Raw genomic sequence first — 23,349 nt, 5'->3', positions numbered from 1 at the left:
CGGAAACCTCAATCAGGCTGCTTGGAAAGATCCTGTTCGACCTCGGCCCAGTCGTCGAAATGGATCACGTTGCAGGGTGAATGCACGTTCTCGAGCCAGACAAAGACCGAGATGAATGGCTGGTCATAGACCCTTGTGGCGTGGGGATCGCCCGCCGCGTTCCAGATAAGTGATCCAGCCGGATAATCCTGCCAGTCACGGCTGCCAAACCGCCAACCGGATTTCTCGGACAGGTTCAAGTACAGCTCGGGCGCGTCGTGGTTGTGATCGCGATACAGTGTCCTTGGGCCCAGCATGAAAATGCCAAGGTTGAAGTCGGGATGGTGATGCCCACATGCATCGGGCCCGATGAGCAGGGTATGCAGGTTGCACTTTGTGTATCCCTCGCCCAGATCGGCACCAGGGGGATAGAATTGGGCGTTGTCTTCGCGCCACACCAGATCATCCTTCGCCGCTTTCAGACAACCCGCGATATCCTGCAATTCGGGGGCGACAACCCCTTCGATGGCGTTCTTCAGAACCTCATCATGCCGGGTTCCTTGGGGAGGTAAGTCAATGAGCCTCTCATCGGACAGGTCCATGGCTGCCAGCTTGTCCAACGTCAGATCAACGCCGCGCGTGGCAGCTCTGTGAGCCTTCAGATAGGTGACAATGGATTGAATAAGCGCCTGAATACGGCGTTGCTTGTCTGTCATGATTTTAAGTCCGCGCACGTTGAAACATCTTGCCGCACGAGTTTCTTGTCGAGCTTGCCGACGCTGGTTTTAGGCAGGCTGGTGACAAAGAAAATTTCGTCAGGAACGGCCCACTTCGAAAGTTCACCTGCGTCAACGCGCGACTGAATTTCCGCCATGACGCTTAAACGCACAAGATCCGGATCGGCATCTTTTGCGGCTTGAGTGACCAACACTGGCCGTTCGCCCCACTTCGCGTGCGGCAGTCCGATCGCGGCGACGTCCTCAACGCCGCTGCAAGACGATGCTATGTTTTCCAGTGCCAGCGAGGAAATCCATTCGCCGCCGGTCTTGATCACGTCCTTGAGGCGGTCAGTAATCTGCAAAGACCCATTCTCGCGGATATACCCAACATCCCCGGTATGCAGATACCCACCGTCCCAAAGCTCATCAGAGGCTTGCGCGTTATCCAGATAGCCTTGTGTCAACCAGGGAGCCCGAGCAACAACTTCACCGGTTGTTTCGCCGTCATGCGGGACGTCTTTCATATCCGGTGTCACAACACGAAGGTCGACAAGCGGGCCGGGAAAGCCGGTTTGCGCCTGCACCTCTGGATCGTCGCTGGACAAATCGGCCACCGTCAGAAACGGACAGGTTTCGGACATACCATATGCCGCATGCAAGGATATGCCTGCCGCCGCCGCCCGGTCCTGCAGACTGCGCGGCAAAGCGGCGCCCCCAATGATAACTTTCCATTTGCTCAGGTCAGTTTGCGGGCAGTTGGGATGGTCGAGCACCATGGACAGAACCGTGGGAACGCAATGGGAAAAGGTGACGCCTTCGGCTGCAATCAATCGCAAGATTATGTCAGGGTCATATCGACCGGGATAGACCTGACGCAGCCCCAGCATCGTTGCGGCATATGGAAATCCCCAGCCGTGGACGTGAAACAAGGGTGTCAGCGGCATGTAGACGTCGCCGCGATGAAACCCGGAATTCCCCGGCCACGCACCGAAGCCGGCGATCAAGCCCAATGTGTGAAGGACCAACTGCCGATGTGAATAGCTCACCCCTTTGGGATTGCCGGTTGTCCCGGTCGTATAAAACAGGGTTGCGGTTTGGTTTTCATCGAAGTCCGGGAAGTCAAAGCTGTCTGGGGCCTCGCCTATCCACTTGTCATACCCTTCACCGTCTCCAATCGGCACGATGATGATGTCCCGATCGAAGCCCGGTCTGATATCATCAATGAGCGGCATGAAATCGCGGTGCACGATGATCAGGTCCGGCTGCCCATGGTTGATTGTATAAAGAACCTGGGCAGGAGATAGACGGACGTTGATCGTAAAAAGGGACGCGCCCATCATCGGGATCGCGAAAAAACACTCAAGATAACGGTGCGTATCCCAATCCATGACACCGACGCGCATGCCCTCATGTATCCCGCTGGCCTTTAGAGAATTGGCAAGTTGGCGCACGCGTTTGCCCAACTCCGCGTAGCTCAGCCGCATTTCGGTGCCGCTGACGATTTCCTGGCAGGTTGAGGCGAAGTGGGGTCCGTTCAGCAAGTGTTTGATCAGCAACGGAAAGCCATATGCATTTGACGAAGGCGATGGTGCTTGCATGAAGGTGGAATCCTTGAACTTCTTTACTTGCCAGTCTGACATTTCTCACCCAGTCGAAGAACTGAAAGAATTTTCCCTTCATCAAGATTTTCTAACCAATGCCAAAGCGCTGAGAATTGCGTGTGACCAGCTGAAAAGCTATGAAAAAATCTATGAAGACTCAGGAATTCCCGATTCTGTCGTCGGTTATCCCCGCTCAGTGATGAGCAGACTGCAATCATCGAGGTGGCCAACCGGTGAAGACCCAAATGCCAACATTGGTTTCGCTACGCGCGTTTGAGGCAGTGGCGCGCCATAGGAGCTTCCGCAAGGCAGCTGACGAGATTTGTGTGACGCATGCGGCAGTCAGCCACCAGGTCAAAGCGCTGGAAACATCAATCGGTGTCAAACTGCTGGAACGCACAAGTCGTTCGGTCGAACTGACACCGGCCGGGGAGCAATATTACCCGCCGATCCGCGAACATATTCAGGGTATTGTCAAAGCCACGCGGCGCATCCAGACACCTGAGGAACCGGACGTGTTGCTCGTTCAGTCCTACGCAAGTTTCAATACGATGTGGCTCCAGCCCAGATTGGCTGAATTTCTTCAGGATAATCCGGATACGCGCGTGCGCATTGTCTCTACTTTTGAAGACGGTGATTATGATATGCACCGGTTCGATGTTGGCGTGTTCAACGCGCCACCGTTCGATAAGAGATTTGACTATAGCCCCTTGTTCGAAACAGATATCTACCCGGTATGTGCTCCGGAGGCCTTGAATTCCTCAAACGGTGGAATTCTGCTGGAAGAGCTAAGTAATTTCCTACTGCTGAGTATCCCAAACACATGGAATGAGCCGGATGACTGGGATTGTTGGTTGGATGCGGCGGGCTTGGACCGCGGTACTATGAAATTTGGCTCGATTTTCGACAATTACCCGCTTGTCCGTGAGGCAGTTCTAAACAATCACGGCATCAGCGTCGCAAGGGCACCGTTTTGCGCGCGGGATCTTGAAAGGGGGCGCCTGGTCAGACCGTTCGACATTTCGGTGCCCGAGCCAGGTCGCTGGTATCTAGCGATGCAAAAAGAACGTGCACCCAATCCAAAGCTCGATACATTTGTCGCATGGCTGTTCGAACAGATCGAGGCCGACCCGACCATGCGGTTTTTTAACGCCTGACTGTAAAACATTTTGAATTGGGTTTCGGGTGTCGGACCCACCGACACCCCGGTTTTCATGAGGTTAGGCGAACCACCAGCGCTCCATAAAGCGGTTGCCGTCGAGATCCCAGTCAGAACCCATGACTTCGGGCAGCCCCAACTTGTCGTTGACTGCAAAAACCCAGTCGTTGAACATTGGAATGATCGCGCCACCATCGGTCGCGCAGATCTCCTGCATTTCCCAATACATCTCGCGGCGCTTGGCATTGTCGAGTTCGGCACGCGCCTTGATCAAGAGGTCGTCAAACCGCTCATTACACCAGAAGCTCTCGTTCCAGGACGCGCCGCACTGATAGGCAGTCGAGAACATTTGGTCCGGAACCGGACGGCCGGCCCAGTATGAGAATGTAAACTCCTTTTTCATCCAGACATCAGACCAGTAGCCGTCATTGGGTTCACGGATCACGTTGATATCGATACTAGCCGCCTTGGCCGAGGCCTGGAAAAGCACCGCAGCGTCCACCGCACCGCCAAAGGCCGCGTCCGCAGCCGACAAATTCACCTGCAAATTGTCTATGCCGGACTGCTGCAAATACCACTTGGCCTTATCTGGATCGTATTGTTTCTGCTCGAGCTCAGAGTTGAAGTACTGTTCGCCAGCGCCGACCGGATGATCGTTGCCAATCGAGCCGAAGCCGAACAGGATCTTGTCCACCATTTCTTGACGGTTGACGCCGTATTTCAGAGCTTGACGGACATTGTTGTCGTCATAGGGCGCCCGGCGTACATCCATCGGGATCGAGTAATGCGCCTTGCCCGAAATTGAGTGGACATTGACACCCGGCTTGCGCCCCAAAAGCCCGGCAGTTTTCAAATCTACCCGGTCAATCACATCTACATCGCCCGAAACAAGCGCCGTGGTCCGGGCGTTCAGGTCGATCAGCGCCAGAAATTCGACGGAATCGAAGAAAGCCACGTCATCGCGCCAGTGGTTTTCATGCCGCTCCAAATTGGCCGAAACGCCTAAGTCGATGGAGGCACTCTTATACGTGCCGCAGCCATTTCCCGACTGCCAGTCAATCGAGTCGCCATCTGCTTTGCAGATCGGCAGGTGGTAATCAGTGAGAAGGAATGGGAAGTCGGCATTGCCACCGCTCAGTTTGAAGACAACGGTGTCGTCGCCCTCGATAGTGATATCCCGTACCGGCTCGACGAGCGGCGCTGCCGCCGAGGTTGAGCCTTCGCCACGGTGGAAGTTGATCGAATTGACAACGTCCTGAACGGTAAGCTCTTGCCCATCGTGGAACTGAACGCCCTTGCGGATCTTGAAACGCCATTCTGCGGCGTCCTCTGATGCTTCCCAGCTTTCCGCCAGTTCTGGCGTAAGTGAACCGTCAGGACCGACTTGGGTCAGACGGCCATGCACAGCATGTGTCCACGCAATCATAAAGCCAGAATCATACAGGCCGGGGTTCAGCGTGTCGGTTGTCTGGCCATGCCCAAGGCCAACCCGCAAATGACCACCTCGTTTGGGCGCGGCTCTGGCCGCACCTAATGGCAACGACGCGGCAGCAACTGTCGCTGCAGTGGTTTTCAAGAATCCGCGGCGATCGAGAAGGCCGCCTTTGATAAGAGTCATGTTCGTTCTCCCTGAATGTTCCGATTTGCGACCGCACGCCCGTCAGCAGGGGCCGCTGTTTGAGCCGACGTTTCACCGGATTGGACACTCAAGTTGTATCGGCAGGCCTGTGCGCAAAAGAACTGAAAAAATTTTTGGATCATGTACAAATCCTAACCAGTTGCATATTGAAGTTGAGCTCAGTCTCGGTAGCTTTCCCGCCAAAGAAGGCGTCTCCGGTGAATAGCTCTATCGATTGCGCATGCGGGTGGCTGCACGAATCTTCTCAAGAGTCGACCGGAGGAGTCACCCCGCCCGAGGATGACCGCTCTGTGCTCATCACGCCCATTCGAGCGCGATGCAGCATCGGTAGATTGGGCTCATAGCCGCCATTCCCACCTAACGCCCCAGCTTAACTCTCGCTCAGCGCCACCTTCATATCCTTGACCTGATAGATCACCTCGCCATCGGCCTCTACACGCCCGTCGGCGACACCCATGGTTAAACGCCGGGTCTGCACGGCCTTGGTGAAATCCACATAGTAGGTCAGCATCTTGCGGTCGGGCCGCACCATGCCGGTAAGCTTCACTTCGCCCACACCCAGCGCATAGCCCCGCCCCTGCCAGCCGCGCCAGCCGAGGTTGAAGCCGGTGAGCTGCCACAGACCATCCAGCCCAAGACAGCCCGGCATGATCGGATTGCCCGGAAAATGACAGTCGAAAAACCAAAGATCAGGCTTGATATCAAACTCAGCCACCACATGGCCTTTGCCATGCGCCCCGCCATCGCCGCTGATATCCGTGATCCGGTCCATCATCAGCATCGGCGGCTCGGGCAATTGCGCGTTGCCGGGACCAAAAAGCTCTCCCCGCGCGCATTTCAGCAGGTCGTCTTTGTCGAAACGGCTCGGGTAGTTGGCCATGAGTAAGGCCCTTTCTGGGTCGTCAATTGCGTTCTTTGTTCCTCTATCACCGAGGAAAACCCGCACGCAAGCCCGACCACCGCACGTTGCGTGGTCGAAAGTGTTTGAAATTATACCGACTCAGACCCTATATTGTGCGGTGTAAAAGGAAAGTGGCATGTCGATCACCAAAGCTGAAACACGCGGATCAGAATGGCTCTCAGCGGCCGGGTTGCGCCCCACGCGGCAACGTGTGGCGCTTGCCGCATTGCTGATCGGCGACGGGCAACACCGTCATGTCACCGCAGAAAGCTTGTTCACGTCCGTGCAGAAAACCGGCGCACGGGTGTCATTGGCGACGGTCTACAACACATTGCGCGCGTTTTGCGATGCTGGGCTTTTGCAAGAGGTTATGGTGGACGGCTCCAAAAGCTATTTCGACACCAATACCCATGACCACCCCCACTTCTTCTGGGAAGGGGAAGAACGCCTGACAGACGCGCCTGCCGATCAGTTGCAGATTTCGCGTCTGCCTGATGCGCCCGAAGGGGCCGAGATCGCCAGCGTGGATGTGGTCATCCGCCTGCGCCGCACCGCCTCCTGATCCCTCAACATGCGTGCCATCAGCTATGATGCCTTTGGACCAGCCCAAGATGTGCTGGTGCTTGGTGATATAGAGACCCCCGCCCCGGCGCCGGGCGAAATCCTTGTGCGGCTGTCGTACTCTGGTGTGAACCCTTCTGATGCCAAAGCCCGTGCCGGGGCGCGGCCCGGCGTCACCAAACCTGCCTTCCCGCGCATTATCCCCCATTCCGACGGGGCTGGCGTGATTGAAGCTGTCGGAGACGGCGTCGCCAGCGACCGGATCGGAGAGCACGTCTGGATCTGGAACGGCCAATGGCAGCGCGCCTTTGGCACAGCCGCCGAATACATCGCCCTGCCCGCGGAGCAAGCCGTCCCACTGCCGGATGGCATCTCTCTGGAAACCGGCGCAGCACTTGGCATTCCCGGCCTGACCGCCTGTCACACTGTTTTCGGCGGAGGCGATGTGGCGGGTCGGACATTGCTGATCTCGGGCGGCGCCGGATCGGTTGGCCACAACGCGGTGCTACTGGCCAAATGGGGCGGCGCGAAGGTGATTGCCACCGCCTCAGCAGGTGCAGCCGCGTATGTCAAAGCTGCCGGTGCAGATGTGGTTCTGGACTATGCCGATCCCGATTTAGCCGCCAAAATTCTGGACGCTACTGAGGGCGGCATCGACCGCGCGGTGGAAGTCGAATTTGGCCAGAACGCGAGCCTTCTGGCTGAGGTCATGAAACCGCCCAGCACCATCGCCACCTACGGGTCCGGCAAAGCCATGACCCCGGAACTGCCCTTTGGCCCCTATCTCTTCAAGGCGCTCAAGATCGACATCACGCTGATCTACATCCTGCCTGCGCCCGAACGCGCCGCCGCGATTGAACGTTTGCACCGGGCACTGGCCGAGGGCGCGTTCACCCCATCCATCGATGCAACCCTGCCGCTTGAGGATTGCGCCGCTGCCCATGATCGCGTCATGCAAGCCGGTCGGCGCGGGTCGGTTTTGCTGAGCATCTGAACGTCAGGTAAAACCCGCTTTCCCCTCCGCGCCGGACATGCCACTCTGCCGTCAAACCCTGACCTGCGGAGGGACCATGCCCATCACCACCTGTGTTTTCGACGCATATGGCACACTCTTTGACGTGGCGGCTGCCGCGCGCAACGTCGCCTCCGAGCCGGGGCGCGAAGCTTTTGCCAAACACTGGCCCGCCATCGCCTCTCACTGGCGGCTGAAACAGTTGCAATACACCTGGCTGCGTGCGGTGATGAATGAACACACTGATTTTTGGGATGTCACGCAAGATGGGCTGGACTGGGCGTTGGAAGCCGAAGGGCTGGACGGCGATGCCACACTGCGCGACCGCCTGTTGCAGCTCTACTGGGAGCTGGAAGCCTACCCGGAAGTCCCCGCCATGCTGCAGGCGCTCAAGGCCAAGGGGATGAACACCGCGATCCTCTCCAATGGCTCCCCCGCCATGCTGGACGGTGCAGTGCAATCGGCAGGCATCGGCGAGGTGCTGGACGATGTGCTCTCGGTGGAAAGCGTTGGGATCTTCAAACCGGCAGATGTGGTCTACGACCTTGTTGGGCAGCGCTTTGGCTGTGCCAAGAACGAGGTGCTTTTCGTGTCTTCCAATGGCTGGGACGCAGGTGCGGCGGCAGGATACGGATTCACAACCGTCTGGGTCAACCGGGCCTCCGAACCGGTTGACCGATTGCCTGCGAGGCCCGGCCACTTCCTCCCAGACCTGACCACCATTCCGGAGCTTGCCGCCTGATGCCGCGTTTCACCACATCCGATGGCCTCTCGCTTTACTACGAAGACGAAGGTCAGGGCGCTCCGATCCTGTGCCTGGCGGGATTGACGCGGAATGTCACAGACTTCACCTATCTGATGCCACATCTGACGGGCCACCGCGTGATCCGCATGGATTACCGCGGGCGCGGGAAATCGGACTACGCAGACGACTTCATGAGCTATTCGATCCTGCGCGAAGGCCAGGATGCGATTGAGCTTATGGACCATCTTGGGATCGACCGCTTCACCCTGATCGGCACCTCGCGCGGCGGCCTCATTGCCATGGCCCTCTCGGTCACGCATCCGGGCCGGATGAATGGGGTTGTCCTCAACGATATTGGACCAGAAGTCGCCCCCATCGGGATCGAGCGCATCATGGATTACGTGGGCAAAACACCCCCTTTTTCCAATCTCGACGCAGCCGCCGAGTCCCTGCATGCCGGGCACGCTGAAGGTTTCCCTGATGTTCCACTCAGCCGCTGGCGGGAACAGGCGGAATTCATGTGGGCCGATGCGCCGGGCGGCGGGGTCGCTTTGCGCTATGACGCCAAGCTGCGCGATGCGATGATCGGTCAGGCGGGAGCAGGCGAAGCGCCCGACCTCTGGCAGCTTTTCGATGGGTTGAAAGACCTGCCTGTTGCCGCCATTCGCGGCGCGAACTCCGACCTCTTATCCTTTGAAACCTTTGAGAAAATGCAAGCCCGTCATCCTAGCCTGATTGCCGTGACCGTGCCCAATCGTGGCCACGTCCCGTTTCTTGATGAGCCAGAGGCGCTCTCAGCCATTCACCAACTTTTGGATGCCACCAAATGACCGATATCACCATGATTCGCGCCGCCGCCGAGCGGCTCAAGGGCCATGCCCGGCGCACCCCGCTTTTGTCCTCGCCTTTCCTTGATGAGATCGCCGGGCGGCGTGTCTTCGTCAAACCCGAATGCCTGCAACATACCGGAAGCTTCAAATACCGCGGTGGGCGCTCGGCCGTGTCCGCGCTTGATGACACCACCCGCGCCAAAGGCGTTCTGGCCTTTTCGTCGGGCAACCACGCCCAGGGCGTAGCACTGGCAGCGCGAGAATTTGGTGTGCCTGCGGTGATCATCATGCCCAAGGACGCACCGGAGATTAAAATCAACAACACCCGTGCCCTGGGCGCCGACGTGGTGCTTTATGACCGTGCTGGCGGCGAAAGCCGCGAGGCGTTGGGGGATACGCTTCAGGCTGAACGCGGGCTGACACTGATCCGACCCTACGACGAACCCCAAGTTATCGCGGGTCAAGGCACCTGCGGGCTGGAGATTGCCGAACAGGCGGCTGAGCTTGGCATTAAAGACGCCGAGGTGCTGGTCTGTTGCGGTGGCGGCGGGCTGACATCCGGCATTGCGCTGGCCTGTGAGGCCGACGCGCCGGGGTTCAAAGTGCGCCCCGTAGAGCCCGATGGGTTCGATGACGTCAAACGCTCCCTTCTCTCGGGCAACATTGAAACCAACAACCAGATGTCCGGCAATATCTGCGATGCTATCCTGACCCCTGCGCCGGGCCATATCACCTTTCCGATTCTGCAACGCCTCGTTGGCCCCGGCATCGTCGTGAGCGAAGACGACTGCCTGCGCACCATGGCCCACGCCTTTGAACGACTCAAAGTCATCGCAGAACCCGGCGGTGCCGCCGCTCTGGCCGCTGCGCTCTTCCACGGAGATGAGCTGAACGCCGATACGGTGATCTGCACCATCTCGGGCGGCAATGTAGATGCGCCGATGTTTGAACGCGCCCTTCAACTCACAAGGTAAAGAGTATGACCGACTTCACCATCGCCTCTTTCAACGTCAAGAACCTCATCGGCGCGGAAAAGGAATATTATCAGTTCCAGACCTACTCGCCCGAAGAATACGCGTGGAAGAAAGACTGGCTTGCTGATCAGCTTTTGACACTTGATGCGGACATTGTCGGGTTTCAGGAGATTTTCGAGGAAGAGCCGCTGCGTGATGTGATCGAGGAAACCTCGCGCCGCGCACATGCGCTCAATGACGCCAGCATCCCGGACAAATCCAAGCGCTATCACCGCAAGGCGATCTTCCGCAAACTGGCGGTGACACCCTATGATGATGCGACCCTGGCCTTTGCCCCCAACGCCGCCGATAGCGGTGAGGCAGGGCGGCGGCGCCCGGGCGTGGCGATCCTGTCTCGGCTGGGTTTTGAGGGGCGCCCCGAAATCTTGCAAGATCTTGATAAGCCTTTGCATATTCCCTTCAACACCTTGCGCGGCATGGAGGGCGACAAGGATGCCGGGCACTACACGCTGCGCCGCCTGTCGCGCCCGATCCTGAAGGCACGCATCCCCGTAGGCGGGCAAAGCGTGACCGTGTTCAACTGTCACCTGAAATCCAAATTGGGTGAGCACATCAGACCCGATGGCGCGGATTTTGCACCCGAAGAAGACCTGACCAACTACGACCCCGTCGGCCGCGCGCTCGGCTCATTGCGCTCTGCGCTGCGACGTATGGCCGAAGCCTGGGTGCTCAGGCGCGAAATTGTGGCCGAATTGAAAGCAGGCCATCCTGTCATGGTGCTGGGCGATTTCAACGATGGCGAACACGCTGTTTCGACCGAGATAATCACAGGCGAAACCCCCTTCAAAAACTACGCCTGGATGCTGCGCCACGACGCAAAAGAATATTCTGACCGCTATTCCGAGGAAGAGAGCGCGCAGATCACCGAAGACATCCAGGCCGTGCGGCTGCATTCGGCCGAGAAGCTGTTTGTGCGTAAATCCCTGCGCGACATGGTGTATACCTCGGCCTTTGGCGGGGTGTATGAAAGCATTGACCAGATTTTCATGTCCCAACACTTTCATCCCGAATTTACCGACCGCGTCGGCGAAATGAGCTATTTCAGTGTCTTTAACGACCACCTCACCGACGGCTCGCACCCCGAGGCGCCCTACAACAAGCTTGCCTCTGACCACGGACAAATCATGGCGCATGTTCGGATGCGTGGCGCGAACAACAAAAGCTGACTTTGGTGGAAGCCAGTTTTGTGCTACCCTGACCCTACTTTGATTAAAACAATTTACTTTAGGGGCGGCGGCCCCGTTTACTACTAACGAACATGAACGGTTCATGAGCCGTCGATTTAAGTATGGAAGTTATTGAAACACGGCTGCTCGGATTGGCCGTCATTGCCGCTTTGGGTTATGCCGTGGCCACCATCGGCATGAAAATGGCCTCAGGTCACTGGACGATTGCGGCCCTGGCGCTCATCGTTTTGGGATTTGTCGCGGCAACGCAGGTCGAGATCATCCTGATGCGCGAAATCTCACTGGGCGCGCTCTATCTCATCATCATCGGCATCGAAACGCTGGTTGTGCTCACATACGCATTCGCCATCGGAGAAGGTCTTTCAGGCCGCGATGCCATGGGCGGAGCGTTCGTTCTGGCCGGGCTGGCGGTGATCTCGCATTAGCGTGGCACACCCCATGCCCGAATAGCCATAGACATGCGCATCGCGCCATGGCTTTCTGTCGCAAACGCGAACAGGGAAATGTCATGCGCACCCAAGTGGCCATTATCGGCGGCGGGCCTTCGGGCCTTTTGCTGGGTCAGCTTTTGCACAAATCGGGGATCGACACGGTCATTCTCGAACGCCAAAGCCGCGCGCATGTGCTGGGCCGCATTCGCGCGGGCGTGCTGGAGGCCGGGCTCGTCAACCTGATGCATGAGGCGGGTGTCGGTGCGCGTCTGAAACGGGAAAGCTTTCTGCACCATGGCACCAATATCGCCTATCCTGGCGGCATGTTTCACCTCGATTTCAAAGCGCTGATTGATCAATATGTTACGGTCTATGGTCAGACGGAACTGACGCAGGATCTCTACGAGGCGCGCGATACTTCGGGCTTGCTGACTTTACATGAATGCAGCAATGTAACCCTTTGTGATATTGAAACAAAGAATCCTAGAATCGAGTTCACACATGACGGCCAAACCAAACACCTGACCTGCGATATCATCGCCGGATGCGACGGGTTTCACGGCCCTTCCCGACAGGCCATTCCCAGGGAAAAACGCCGCGAGTTTGAAAAGGCTTACCCGTTCGGCTGGATGGGAATTCTGTCCGAGACGCCGCCCGTGAGTGACGAACTCATCTACGCCAATTCCACCCGTGGATTTGCGCTATGCTCTATGCGCAACCCGACGCTTAGCCGCTATTACGTGCAATGCGACCTGAGCGACAGCCCAGACAACTGGTCCGATGACCGGTTCTGGAACGAATTGAAACGCCGCATCCCGCAGGAGGCCGCGGATACCCTGATCACCGGGCCGTCGATTGAAAAATCCATCGCGCCGCTGCGCTCTTTTGTCTGCGAACCGCTGCAATGGGGACGGTTGTTCCTGTGTGGGGACGCGGCCCACATCGTGCCGCCGACGGGAGCGAAGGGACTGAACACCGCCGCGAGCGATGTCTACTATCTGTGGCAGGCGCTCTTGGCATTCTACGATGACAGCGATGAGGCCGCTCTGTCGCGCTATTCCGAAACCGCCCTCGCCCGGGTCTGGAAAACCCAGCGGTTCAGTTGGTACATGACCAAACTTTTGCACCATTTCCCGGATCAATCCGAATTTGATCATAACATTCAACAGGCTGAGCTTGCGCATCTGGCTGAGAACCGCGCAGCGCAGATGGCGCTGGCCCAGAACTATGTCGGCCTGCCCTATTAAACATTGTGAACGGACCCCGCTATGGCCTTTACCAAGGTAAATGACATCACCCTGCACTACCGCGATGACGGGCCATCCGATGGCCCCGCACTTGTCTTCGCCAACTCGCTCGGCACCAACCTGCACCTGTGGGACCCGATCCTGCCCCATCTTCCCAACGGCTTGCGTATCGTCCGCTATGACAAGCGCGGGCATGGGCAATCTGAGGTGCCCCCGGCCCCCTACGCGATGGGCGCGCTCGTGAGCGATGCCGAGGCCCTGCTGGATCACCTCAAAATCCGCGATTGCGTCTTTGTCGGTCTTTCCATTGGCGGAATGATCGGCCAGGGGCTGGCGGTCAAACGGCTCGACCAAATCCGCGCGCTTGTGCTGTCGAACACCGCCGCCAAGATCGGCACAAAAGAACTGTGGCAAACCCGGATCGACGCGGTACGCGCAGGCGGCATTGCATCCATAGCCGATGCGGTGATGGACCGCTGGTTTTCACGCGACTTTCTGGCAAGCCCTAAGCTCAACACGTGGCGTGAGATGCTGATCAGCCAATCCGACGATGGCTATATCGGCTGTTCCGCCGCCATTGCAGGCACGGATTTCTACACCCCCACCAGCGGCCTGCGCCTTCCTCTATTGGGCATCGCAGGATCTGAGGACGGCGCCACCCCACCTGATCTTGTGCGAGAAACCGTTGACCTCGTGCCCGGCTCGGAATTTCAGCTTATGCGCCGCGCGGGGCACCTGCCTTGCGTGGAACAGCCCGAAACCTATGCCAAGCACCTAACGGCGTTCCTGCGCAGGATTGGGCATATTTGAGCGCAAAAACAGGCTTTTGCGCCCGCGCATGACCCACTAAGCTAATTCCGAGGGCACACCGCCCCAAAGAGCCGCCATGTCCTCTCGCCTGCCTGTTCTGTTCATCCTGATGACCGTCATGATCGACGCCATGGGCATCGGCATCATCATCCCAGTTATGCCTGCGCTGATCCTGGACATCGAAGGCGGTACATTGGCCAATGCGGCGATCTGGGGCGGGATATTGTCCTCCAGCTTTGCGGTGATGCAGTTTCTCTTTGGCCCTTTGATTGGCAACCTGTCAGATAGGTATGGGCGTCGGCCTATTCTTTTGGTGTCGCTTTTTGTTATGGCTGCTGACTACGTTGTCATGGCCATCACCCACAGCATCTGGATCCTGCTTTTGGCCCGTATCGTCGGCGGCATTGCCGGGGCCACGCAATCCACCGCAGCCGCTTTTATGGCCGATACAAACCCTCCCGAGAAACGCGGCGCAGGCTTTGGGCTGGTCAGTGCCGCCTTTGGTCTGGGCTTTGTGCTGGGACCATTGATCGGGGGACTCTTGGGTGATCTGGGCCCACGCGCGCCTTTTTATGCTGCAGCATTGCTGGCGTTCATCAACTTTCTTTTTGGTCTCATCGTCCTGCCCGAAACCGTCACCGACAAGACCCGCCGCGCCTTTACCCTGTCACGCGCCAACCCGTTCGGGGCCATCAAGCACATCCGTGCTCTGCCCGGTCTGGGCCGCCTGTTGACAGTGCTCTTGCTTTACCAGCTGGCCTTCAACGCCTACCCGGCGATCTGGGCCTATTTCACCCAAGCGCGGTTCGACTGGGACACGCGTATGATCGGCATATCCCTGGCGGTCTTTGGTATCTCCATGGCGCTGGTTCAGGGCGGGCTCATTCGCATCGCAATCAAACATCTAGGCGAGGTCGGCACCGTCATGGCAGGGTTCAGCTTTGCCATCATCTCCTTTTCCATTCTGGCCTTCCTCACGAATGGCTGGGCCGCGCTGGCGCTCACCCCTGTCTCGGCCATGGCCGCGATGTCAGTCCCTGCCCTGCAAGCCATCCTGTCGCGCCAGACGTCAGAGGATGCGCAGGGCGAGTTGCAGGGCATCTTCACCTCTGTGGGCGCATTGGCGATGATCCTCTCGCCTTTGCTGATGACGAATGTCTTTGCTGTCTTCACCGCCCCCAACGCACCTGTCTATTTCCCCGGCGCGCCCTTTCTCGCCTCGCTTGTCCTGGCCTTCGCTGGCCTCCTGCTCTTTTTGCGCAGGCGCAAGGCGCAAGATGACATTCGCGTCACGTAACGTCGGTTTCCGCCTTGAATTTGCACCACAATCGCGCGCAGGGTGACGAAAATACCATCGGGAGGGATCATGACCACCATCAAAGCCGCCGTGTGCCATGAATTTGGCAAAGCCCTGGTCGTCGAAGACGTGGACCTGCGTGCGCCGGAAGCCGGTGAGATTGAGGTGACGCTTGATGCCGTCGCAATCTGCCACTCTGACATCTCCTATGCCGAAGGCGCCTGGGGCGGCTCGCTGCCTGCCGTCTATGGTCATGAAGCCGCGGGTCGCGTCACGGGTGTAGGTCAGGGTGTAAGCGGTCTTGTCCAAGACGATCCTGTCGTGGTCACACTCATCCGGGCCTGCGGACAATGCCCCAGCTGCGGCGCAGGACAGCCCACGATTTGCGAGACCCCCTATGACGGCGATCACGGCCCGCTGAAGACGAAAGACGGAGGCAAACTCCATCAGGCCATGGCCTGCGGCGCCTTTGCAGAACGCGTCGTCGTACACCACAGCCAGGTCGTGAAGCTGCCCGAAGGCATCGCCATGGACGCCGCCAGCCTGCTGGCTTGTGGCGTGGTTACTGGCGTTGGTGCGGTGGTGAATGCCGCCAAGCTGCGTGCGGGACAAGACGTGGTGGTCATCGGCGCAGGCGGTGTCGGGCTCAACGCCATTCAGGGCGCGAGGATTGCCGGTGCACGGCGTATCGTGGCCGTGGACATGTCCGAAGACAAACTGGATGACGCGCGCAGCTTCGGGGCCACGGATGGTGTGCTGGCCACCGGCGATTCCCCCTGGCGCGAGGCCAAACAATTGATGGGCCGCGGGGCCGATGCCGTGCTTGTCACCGTCGGCGTACCGCGCGCCTATGACGAAGCGCCTCGGTATATGGCCTATGGCGGACAGGTGATCATGGTGGGCATGCCACCCACCGGGGCCTCCTCGACCTATGAGCCAGCCAATTTCGCCGCCGTGGGGCAATCCCTGGTCGGCTCCAAAATGGGCGATGTGGTGATCAAGCGCGATATCCCCTGGATGGTGGATATGTATGAACAGGGCCGCCTCAAGCTTGATGAGCTGATTTCGAACCGCTGGTCACTGGGTCAGATCAACGAAGCCATTGCCGACACCAAAACCGGCACCGCGCGGCGCAACGTGATCATGCTGCGCTAAGGCCACACCCGGGGAGACGTTTTCTTGCAAGAAAACGCCTCGGAAAATTGCAATTTTCCGCGCCCTTCAGGAGACGGATCATGAAACTCAAAGACCTCGATATCATCATCACCGCCCCGCCGCCTCCGGGTTGGGGCGGGCGCTATTGGATTCTTGTGAAGCTGACAACAGACAACGGGATTACTGGCTGGGGTGAATGCTATGCCAGCTCCGTTGGCCCCGAGGCCATGCGCGGCGTGATCGAAGATGTGTTCGAGCGCCACATGGCGGGCGAAAACCCCGAAAACATCGAACTGATGTTCCGCCGCGCTTACTCCTCTGGCTTCACGCAACGCCCTGACTTGACAGTCATAGGTGCGTTTTCAGGGCTGGAGATTGCCTGTTGGGACATCCTCGGCAAGGCGCGCGAGCGGCCTGTCTGGGCGCTTTTGGGCGGGCGGATGAATGATCGGTTACGCGCTTACACCTATCTTTACCCCCTGCCCAAGCATGAGGTCGCTGAATTTTGGACATCGCCGGAAATGGCCGCCGAAGCCGCGCTAGACTGTGTGGCGCGCGGTTACACGGCAGTGAAATTTGACCCAGCTGGTCCCTACACAATGCGCGGTGGGCATATGCCGGCCATGTCCGACATCTCAATTTCTGCCGCCTTCTGCAAAGCCATCCGCGAAGCTGTGGGCGACCGCGCCGATCTGCTTTTTGGCACCCATGGGCAATTCACCACCGGAGGTGCCATTCGGCTGGCCAAAGCGCTGGAACCCTATAGCCCCTTGTGGTTCGAAGAACCCATTCCACCGGACAATGTCGGCGAAATGGCCAAGGTGGCCGCGGCGACCTCAATCCCTGTGGCCACTGGCGAACGCCTGACCACCAAGACGGAGTTTGCCCCCGTATTGCGTCAAGGCGCGGCGACAATCCTGCAACCGGCTTTGGGCCGTGCTGGCGGCATCTGGGAAATGAAGAAAGTGGCCGCTATGGCAGAGGTCTACAACGCGCAAATGGCCCCGCATCTCTATGCAGGCCCCATCGAATGGGCCGCCAATGTGCATCTGGCCACCTCCATTCCCAACCTGTTGATGTGCGAAACCATTGAAACCCCGTTTCATGACGCGTTGATCAAAGGCGGCATCAAGGTGGAGGATGGGTTTATCGTCCCACCTGAAGCACCGGGCCTTGGCATTGAAGTGGACGAAGCGCTTGCGCGAGCCAATCCCTTTGATGGTGAGGGGTTGCATCTGGAGATGCAGGACGCGCCGTGTGACTACGTGAATGGCAACAGTTTTGCAGGTGGCGCGCCGGTAAAGGATGGTTGAGCCGTGACAGCGACGGACCGGGGGACGTCGCCTCTGCGATATGAGGGGCGTGATTTATCCCTGTCAACGCCGTCCAACAGCCATTCGTTGCGCATGCGGCAGACAAAGCGACGGCCCATCGGGCCGGTCCGTCGCTGGCACGGCGGCCTGCGGCCTTGATTCCGTGCCTTTGGTGAGATGAACAAAGGTTTAGAGAGAGCTCATCGGTGACCTAAGAGCACGCCAAAAGCATCAGCACACTCCCCTACGGCAACACCCCCAACCAAACCCACGCCGTCAGAATGGTTAGGCCCGTGCCCACCAGCACCGCTGTCGCCGCCACGCGCATGGCACGGCCATACATGCTGGCGAAAATATAGGCATTCACCCCCGGTGCCATCGCCGCCGTCAGAACGGCAGACCGTGTCGCATCCACCGGCAGTGACACCATCAGACCCAAGCCCCGCGTGATCAGCGGATGCACGATCAGCGACACAAGGCAGATATAGATCACCAGCCGCATATCGCCCTCAGGCCGGTAGCTGGCCAAGACTCCACCAAGACCAAAAAGCGCAGCAGGCAAAGCTGCGCGCGACATCAGGTCCAGCCCGTCCTGCATTACCTGCGGCAAGGCGATGCCGCTCAAATTGACCAAAAGACCTAGAACGATCCCCACAATCAGCGCATTGGAAAACATCGCTTTGAGCACCCGGCCCAAAAGCGCGGGTCCCGCCTGCCCCTTGGCACGCACCACCTCCATCACGGTGATACCCACGCCATAGCAAAACGGTGAATGCAGCGCGATAATGGCAAAGTTGGCCTCTAACGCGTCCGGTCCATAAGCGCGCTCGGTCAGCGGAAGCCCGAGCAGGACAGAGTTGGAAAAGAGACAACAAAACCCAATGACAACAGCGTCTTCTATGGGTCTTTTAAAAACAACCAAGGCACCAAACAGCCCCAAGACAAAGCCGCTCAGCGCCCCTGTGTAAAAGCTGAACACCAGCCGAAGATCAAAACTCGCGCTCAGATCAAGCCCGGCGATGGCCGAGAAGAGAAGACAGGGGATGGCGAAATTCTGGGTGAATTTCATCAACCCGTTCACACCCGCATCTGAAAACCAGTTGCGCCAGACCGCCAGATAGCCAAAGCCGATCACCAAAAAGACCGGCAGGATGACGTCGACAAGCGCCTGCACCGCGCTAGTCCTCGTAAGTGATCACCATGCCGTCATAGGCCGGGGTGATGCGGTCGGGGGTCTCGTCCACAAGCGTCTCATAGTCCATATCAATATGCATATTGGTCAGGATCGCCCGGCGCGGCGCGGCGCGCTCGATCCATTCCAGAGAGTTTTCCAAATGCGAATGCGTCGGATGCGGCGTGCGGCGCAGCGCGTCCAAAATCCAGCAATCCAGCCCTTCGAGCATGCGCCACGCCTCATCCGGGATCGCAGCAACATCAGGCAGATAGGCCAGATCTCCGACCCGGAAGCCGAGCGAGTCAATAGACCCGTGATTGACCTCAAAGGGGCGCAGCGTGATCGCACCGCCCGCGCCTTCAATCACCACGTCACCATCAATCGTGTGCATGTCAAGGATAGGTGGATAGGGGGAGTTTTCGGGCTGCACAAAGGCGTAGCCAAAGCGCGACAGAAGGGCGTTTTGCGTATCGCCATCGGCCCAGACCGGCAGGCGTCTGCGCATGTTAAACACCACCATGCGCAGATCATCCAACCCATGCACATGATCGGCATGGCTGTGGGTGTAGAGCACCGCATCCAACGTCCCCACGCCCGCATCCAAAAGCTGCGCACGCAAGTCAGGCGACGTGTCAATCAGCACCCGTGTTGTGCCCTCCTCGCCCTCACGCTCGATCAAAAGCGAACACCGCCTGCGATGATTGCGCGGGTTCTCGGGATCACAATCGCCCCAATTGCCACCCAGTCGCGGCACACCGCCCGACGAGCCGCAGCCCAGAATGGTAAAACGCATCTGCCCCATCAGGCCGCCGCCTTATACTGCGCGACTTTCCAGAAAAGCCGGTCAAAATTGGCCTGCGTCTGCGCGGCAAATGCGGGCCACTCCATCCCAAACACCTCTGCCCCGACCTGTGCGGTGTGCACCACATAAGACGGCTCGTTGCGCTTGCCCCGATAGGGCGGTGGCGCAAGATAGGGCGCGTCGGTTTCTACCAGAATGCGGTCGACGGGAGCCGCCGCAAAGATATCTCGCAACTCCTGGCTTTTGGGAAACGCCGCGATGCCCGACATCGACAGGTAAAACCCAAGCTCAAGCGCCGCCTTCGCCAACGCAGCGCTCGATGAAAAGCAATGCATCACGCAGGTGTAGGCCCCATTGCGGTATTCTTCGCTCAGAATACGCGCCATGTCCTCATCCGCATCCCGCGCATGGATGATCAGAGGAAGCCCGGTCTGCCGCGCCGCCTCGATATGGATGCGCAGGCTTTGTTGCTGCGCCTCGGCGCTCTCAGACGTGTAGTGGTAATCCAGCCCGGTTTCACCGATCCCCACCATCTTGGGATGCTGCGCCAGTGCCACAAGCGCCTCGACCGTCGCCATCGGCTCATCTGCCACGCTCATCGGATGCGTGCCTGCCGCATAAAACACCGGATCATACCGCTCCGCCAGCGTACGCACCTGAGGTTCCACGCGCAGCTTGGTGCAGATCGTCACCATCCGCGTGACACCTGCCGCAACAGCCCGCGCAACAACCTCATCGCGCTCCGCATCGAAGCTGTCGAAATCGAGGTGACAATGGCTGTCGGTGATCTCAATCAGGTCGCTCATCAGGCTCTTTCCGCCGGATCAGAAGGATGCGGCCGTTTTTTGTAGTTTGAACACCGTATCCAGCACCAACGCGGCAGGGTCAAGATTGACCGCGCGCCCATGTTGCACCCGCGCGCTGATCTCTTGCGCGCAATCGGCCCAGGCGCGGCCTTGCTGCGGCGTTGCGGACAGGCGGCTCAAGACCTCGGGCTCTGCGGGTAGAACGGGCTGCGGCACCTGCCCGGCAGCCCCGGCACGCGCAAGGCGCACCAAGAAAAGATCCAGCAAATAGAATAGGATATCGCGCTTTTCTTCGGCACCGCGCGCAGCAGATGCGTCGGCCAGTTTCACAGCCCGCGCACGGTCCAGTCGTGGCAGCGAGGCGAAAAGATTCAGCAATTCAGCATAGATCTTCAATCCATCGAGGTTGTGAAGCCGTACAGCCTCGCCCGCTGATCCGCCCGAGAGCTCCGCCAGGGCCGCGGCATCCGCACCCGCCTCTATCCCAGCCTGCGCCAGCGCCGATTGCATATCTTGCGCCGAGAGCGGCATCAGCCGCAAATCGCGACAGCGCGACCGGATCGTCGGCAAAAGCCGGTCGGGCTGATGGCTGACAAGCAGGAAGGTTGTGCGCACCGGTGGCTCTTCGAGCATCTTAAGAAGCGCGTTTGCGGCCTGAACATTCATCTCATCAGCCACATCAATCAGCACCACACGCCGCCCGCCATCCGTGGCGCTCAGACCAAGAAACCGGTTCAGATCCCGCACATTGTCGGCCACGATCTGATCGCGCAGCCGGCCGGTTTTCTCATTCACCGCCCGACGGATATGAAACAGCCCCGGATCCGATCCTGCCAGAATGCGCCTTGCAACGGGATGATCGGAGGGAACATCCAATGTGTCAGGCGCAGGCAGCGCATCGCCAAAAAGCCCCCCGCGTCTGCATCGGGCGTCGCCAGCAAAAAGCGTGCCAATCGCCAGGCGAAAGTCGCCTTGCCGATCCCCCGCGGGCCCGACAGCAGCCAGGCGTGGTGTAACCGGCCTGCGTTAAAGGCAGTCAGAAAGGTGTCCTCAGCCACGTCATGGCCAAAAAGCTGCACCGTCTCACGCGGATGCGGCGCGCCATCAATGCGGTCAGGCTCTGGCAAGGGGTCTTCGCTCATGCAAGCGTTTTTGTCACAAGCGCCCGTATCTCACCAGCGATATCGTCTATCTGCCGGTTGCCATCAATAACCACGATCCGATCCGCAAATTCTTCAGCCAAATCAAGAAAACCTTGTCGTATGCGCGCTTGCAACCCCTCCCCGAAGGACTCAAACCGCTCCTCGTCTCCGCCGCGCCCCAAAGCCCGGTCCAGACCGCGTTTCGGCTCCATATCAATGAGCAACGTCAAATCAGGATCTCGTTTGACCATCAGATCGTGCAAGGCATCCACCTGCTCGCGCTGATGGCCACGTGCGATGCCTTGGTACATACGTGTGCTGTCCACGTAGCGATCACAGATCACAATCGCGCCGCGCTCCAGCGCGGGGTCGATCACCCTCTCAAGATGGTCGCGACGTGCCGCTGTGAAGAGCAAAAGCTCGGTTTCAGGCGACCACCGATCCTGCGCGCCCTCCAGCACCAGTTTACGAATGTCTTCGGCCCCCGGACTGCCTCCGGGTTCACGCGTCAGGACAGTATCATGTCCATCCGCGTGCAAATGCTCCGCCAAAAGCCGGGCTTGCGTCGACTTTCCCGATCCGTCAATGCCTTCGAAAGTGATAAAGCGACCCAATGACCGCCTCGGATTGCTCAAAGCGCGCCCTCAGGCCCCTGTTGCAACCGCGTCAGCAAGAGCTGCGCCACGGTTTTCAGCCGGATATTGAATCCGCCCTTGGCCACATCATTTGCCGCCACCAGCGGGACACGCATTTCGGGAAGTCCTTCGGGAGCAAAGATCAACTCGGCAATCTCGTCCCCTTTGGAAATTGGCGCGCGTACAGGGCCAGTGTAGACCACTTCACCGTTGATCTCGTTGCCGCCAAGCACCGGCACCAACGTACGTATATCCTCGGCCGTGGTTAGACCGACTGAGCTTTGCACGCCCATCCACACGTTCGCGCGGGCGATTTCCGTACCAGCTTGTGCAACATTGGCCTCTGAAAACTGCCGAAACGCCCAGTTCACAAGGTTCGCGGATTCCTCGGCGCGTCTGGCGGCACTATCCATGCCGGAAATCACAAAAATCACGCGGCGGTCGCCTTGTTTGGCCGACCCGACAAGGCCATAGCCCGCGGCTTGGGTATGGCCTGTCTTCAGCCCATCCGCGCCGATCCCCGCCTTGAGCAAAGGATTTCGGTTCTGTGTATTTTTTGGCGCTCGCCCGTCAAACGCAAACTCTGTCTCGGCAAACATTGGGTAATACTCGGGGAAATCTTCAATAATACGCCGTGCCAATAGAGCCAAATCCCGCATGCTCATCTTGTGATCCGCATTCGGCCATCCGTTGGAATTGGTGAAAGTGGAGTTCGTCATGCCCATCTTCTGCGCGCGCTGTGTCATGAAGCGTGCAAATCCGGCTTCGGTGCCATCCGGACTGAGCGCCTCGGCGATTACAACGCAAGCGTCATTGCCCGAAAGCACGATAATCCCGCGCAGCAAATCTTCGACCGTGACTTTGTCGGTCGTATCCAGAAACATGGTTGAGCCGCCATAGCTCATAGCTTGTTCCGACACAGACAGCGTCTCTGACAAGGACAACCGCCCATCACGCAACGCCTCAAACGCCACGTAGAGCGTCATCAGCTTGGACATGGACGCGGGCGGCAAAGGCTCATCTGCGTTTTTGGCCAGCAATACAGTGCCCGTCCCCACATCCATAACGAATGCGGATTTGGCACTTGTATCAAAAGCCTGCCCCGGCGAGGCCAGGGCAGAAGATAAAATAAGGACTGAGATCAGTCGAAAAAGACCCAACATGTAAAGT

The 23,349-nt window shown here is 58.7% G+C and carries 23 protein-coding genes and 1 pseudogene; 14 read left to right on the top strand and 10 right to left on the bottom strand.

Annotated features, from left to right (window positions below):
• Nucleotides 1-8 precede the first annotated feature (8 nt).
• Nucleotides 9-695, bottom strand: coding sequence for a dimethylsulfonioproprionate lyase family protein (locus RZS32_RS13840; protein ID WP_317057554.1), 687 nt, complete (start codon nt 693-695; stop codon nt 9-11).
• Complete coding sequence (locus RZS32_RS13835) at nt 692-2,296, bottom strand: fatty acid--CoA ligase (RefSeq protein WP_317057553.1); 1,605 nt, start codon at nt 2,294-2,296, stop codon at nt 692-694. The genes RZS32_RS13840 and RZS32_RS13835 overlap by 4 nt, the downstream gene beginning before the upstream one ends.
• On the opposite strand from RZS32_RS13835, the gene RZS32_RS13830 reads away from it, so the two are divergent.
• The gene (locus RZS32_RS13830) at nt 2,295-2,576 is read left to right on the top strand and encodes a hypothetical protein (RefSeq protein ID WP_317057552.1); all 282 of its coding nucleotides are present in this window, start codon (nt 2,295-2,297) and stop codon (nt 2,574-2,576) included. The two genes, RZS32_RS13835 and RZS32_RS13830, sit on opposite strands and share 2 nt — an antisense overlap.
• Entirely contained in the window at nt 2,545-3,456 is a 912-nt protein-coding gene (locus tag RZS32_RS13825; RefSeq protein ID WP_317057551.1) for a LysR substrate-binding domain-containing protein, read from the top strand. Before RZS32_RS13830 ends, RZS32_RS13825 begins: the two co-directional genes overlap by 32 nt.
• A gap of 63 nt (nt 3,457-3,519) precedes the next feature.
• On the opposite strand, the gene RZS32_RS13820 is transcribed toward RZS32_RS13825, so the two are convergent.
• Both RZS32_RS13820 and fabA read right to left on the bottom strand, forming a co-directional pair.
• A complete protein-coding gene (locus tag RZS32_RS13820) occupies nt 3,520-5,076 on the bottom strand; it encodes an ABC transporter substrate-binding protein (RefSeq protein WP_317057550.1) in 1,557 nt (518 codons plus the stop codon).
• Between the two features lie 391 nt (nt 5,077-5,467).
• The gene (gene fabA / locus RZS32_RS13815; RefSeq protein ID WP_317057549.1) at nt 5,468-5,977 is read right to left on the bottom strand and encodes a bifunctional 3-hydroxydecanoyl-ACP dehydratase/trans-2-decenoyl-ACP isomerase; all 510 of its coding nucleotides are present in this window, start codon (nt 5,975-5,977) and stop codon (nt 5,468-5,470) included.
• A gap of 157 nt (nt 5,978-6,134) precedes the next feature.
• Between fabA and irrA the strand changes: the two genes are divergently transcribed.
• The 12 genes from irrA to RZS32_RS13755 all read left to right on the top strand — a co-directional run bounded on the left by irrA (nt 6,135) and on the right by RZS32_RS13755 (nt 17,620).
• Complete coding sequence (irrA, locus tag RZS32_RS13810; RefSeq protein ID WP_317057548.1) at nt 6,135-6,560, top strand: iron response transcriptional regulator IrrA; 426 nt, start codon at nt 6,135-6,137, stop codon at nt 6,558-6,560.
• A gap of 9 nt (nt 6,561-6,569) precedes the next feature.
• The gene (locus RZS32_RS13805; protein ID WP_317057547.1) at nt 6,570-7,553 is read left to right on the top strand and encodes an NADPH:quinone reductase; all 984 of its coding nucleotides are present in this window, start codon (nt 6,570-6,572) and stop codon (nt 7,551-7,553) included.
• Between the two features lie 76 nt (nt 7,554-7,629).
• Complete coding sequence (locus RZS32_RS13800) at nt 7,630-8,313, top strand: haloacid dehalogenase type II (RefSeq protein ID WP_317057546.1); 684 nt, start codon at nt 7,630-7,632, stop codon at nt 8,311-8,313.
• A complete protein-coding gene (locus RZS32_RS13795; RefSeq protein WP_317057545.1) occupies nt 8,313-9,146 on the top strand; it encodes an alpha/beta fold hydrolase in 834 nt (277 codons plus the stop codon). The genes RZS32_RS13800 and RZS32_RS13795 overlap by 1 nt, the downstream gene beginning before the upstream one ends.
• Nucleotides 9,143-10,120 carry a threonine ammonia-lyase gene (locus RZS32_RS13790; RefSeq protein WP_317057544.1) on the top strand — a complete coding sequence of 326 codons (978 nt, stop codon included), beginning with the start codon at nt 9,143-9,145 and terminating at the stop codon, nt 10,118-10,120. Before RZS32_RS13795 ends, RZS32_RS13790 begins: the two co-directional genes overlap by 4 nt.
• Nucleotides 10,121-10,125: 5 nt before the next feature.
• Entirely contained in the window at nt 10,126-11,346 is a 1,221-nt protein-coding gene (locus RZS32_RS13785; RefSeq protein WP_317057543.1) for an endonuclease/exonuclease/phosphatase family protein, read from the top strand.
• A gap of 122 nt (nt 11,347-11,468) precedes the next feature.
• Nucleotides 11,469-11,792 (top strand): 5-aminolevulinate synthase, encoded by a 324-nt coding sequence (locus tag RZS32_RS13780; protein WP_317057542.1) that lies wholly within the window; start codon nt 11,469-11,471, stop codon nt 11,790-11,792.
• A gap of 83 nt (nt 11,793-11,875) precedes the next feature.
• Complete coding sequence (gene pobA, locus RZS32_RS13775; protein WP_317057541.1) at nt 11,876-13,045, top strand: 4-hydroxybenzoate 3-monooxygenase; 1,170 nt, start codon at nt 11,876-11,878, stop codon at nt 13,043-13,045.
• A gap of 21 nt (nt 13,046-13,066) precedes the next feature.
• A complete protein-coding gene (pcaD, locus tag RZS32_RS13770; RefSeq protein ID WP_317057540.1) occupies nt 13,067-13,855 on the top strand; it encodes a 3-oxoadipate enol-lactonase in 789 nt (262 codons plus the stop codon).
• 76 nt (nt 13,856-13,931) lie between these two features.
• Nucleotides 13,932-15,152, top strand: coding sequence for a TCR/Tet family MFS transporter (locus tag RZS32_RS13765; RefSeq protein WP_317057539.1), 1,221 nt, complete (start codon nt 13,932-13,934; stop codon nt 15,150-15,152).
• 69 nt (nt 15,153-15,221) lie between these two features.
• A complete protein-coding gene (locus RZS32_RS13760; protein WP_317057538.1) occupies nt 15,222-16,307 on the top strand; it encodes a zinc-binding dehydrogenase in 1,086 nt (361 codons plus the stop codon).
• 80 nt (nt 16,308-16,387) lie between these two features.
• On the top strand, nt 16,388-17,620 hold the full coding sequence (locus tag RZS32_RS13755; protein ID WP_317057537.1) for a mandelate racemase/muconate lactonizing enzyme family protein: 1,233 nt from the start codon (nt 16,388-16,390) through the stop codon (nt 17,618-17,620).
• A gap of 244 nt (nt 17,621-17,864) precedes the next feature.
• Here the strand turns inward: RZS32_RS13755 and RZS32_RS13750 are convergent, their stop codons facing one another.
• From RZS32_RS13750 to RZS32_RS13725, 6 genes and pseudogenes are all read right to left on the bottom strand, one after another.
• Nucleotides 17,865-18,794 (bottom strand): AEC family transporter, encoded by a 930-nt coding sequence (locus RZS32_RS13750; protein WP_317057536.1) that lies wholly within the window; start codon nt 18,792-18,794, stop codon nt 17,865-17,867.
• Nucleotides 18,795-18,798: 4 nt separating this feature from the next.
• Nucleotides 18,799-19,596: an MBL fold metallo-hydrolase gene (locus RZS32_RS13745; protein ID WP_317057535.1), complete on the bottom strand. Its 798-nt coding sequence runs from the start codon at nt 19,594-19,596 to the stop codon at nt 18,799-18,801.
• Nucleotides 19,596-20,402: a TatD family hydrolase gene (locus RZS32_RS13740; RefSeq protein ID WP_317057534.1), complete on the bottom strand. Its 807-nt coding sequence runs from the start codon at nt 20,400-20,402 to the stop codon at nt 19,596-19,598. The genes RZS32_RS13745 and RZS32_RS13740 overlap by 1 nt, the downstream gene beginning before the upstream one ends.
• 18 nt (nt 20,403-20,420) lie before the next feature.
• A pseudogene (locus RZS32_RS13735) lies at nt 20,421-21,544 on the bottom strand (DNA polymerase III subunit delta').
• Entirely contained in the window at nt 21,541-22,158 is a 618-nt protein-coding gene (tmk, locus tag RZS32_RS13730) for a dTMP kinase (RefSeq protein WP_317057533.1), read from the bottom strand. Before tmk ends, RZS32_RS13735 begins: the two are co-directional and overlap by 4 nt.
• A gap of 17 nt (nt 22,159-22,175) precedes the next feature.
• Nucleotides 22,176-23,342 carry a D-alanyl-D-alanine carboxypeptidase family protein gene (locus RZS32_RS13725; RefSeq protein ID WP_317057532.1) on the bottom strand — a complete coding sequence of 389 codons (1,167 nt, stop codon included), beginning with the start codon at nt 23,340-23,342 and terminating at the stop codon, nt 22,176-22,178.
• Nucleotides 23,343-23,349: the final 7 nt, after the last annotated feature.

It is taken from the genome of Roseovarius sp. W115 (assembly GCF_032842945.2).
In the GTDB taxonomy this organism is placed as follows: domain Bacteria; phylum Pseudomonadota; class Alphaproteobacteria; order Rhodobacterales; family Rhodobacteraceae; genus Roseovarius; species Roseovarius rhodophyticola.
The sequence above is the reverse complement of the archived record's forward strand: the minus strand, read 5'-3'. Positions and strand labels throughout refer to the sequence as shown.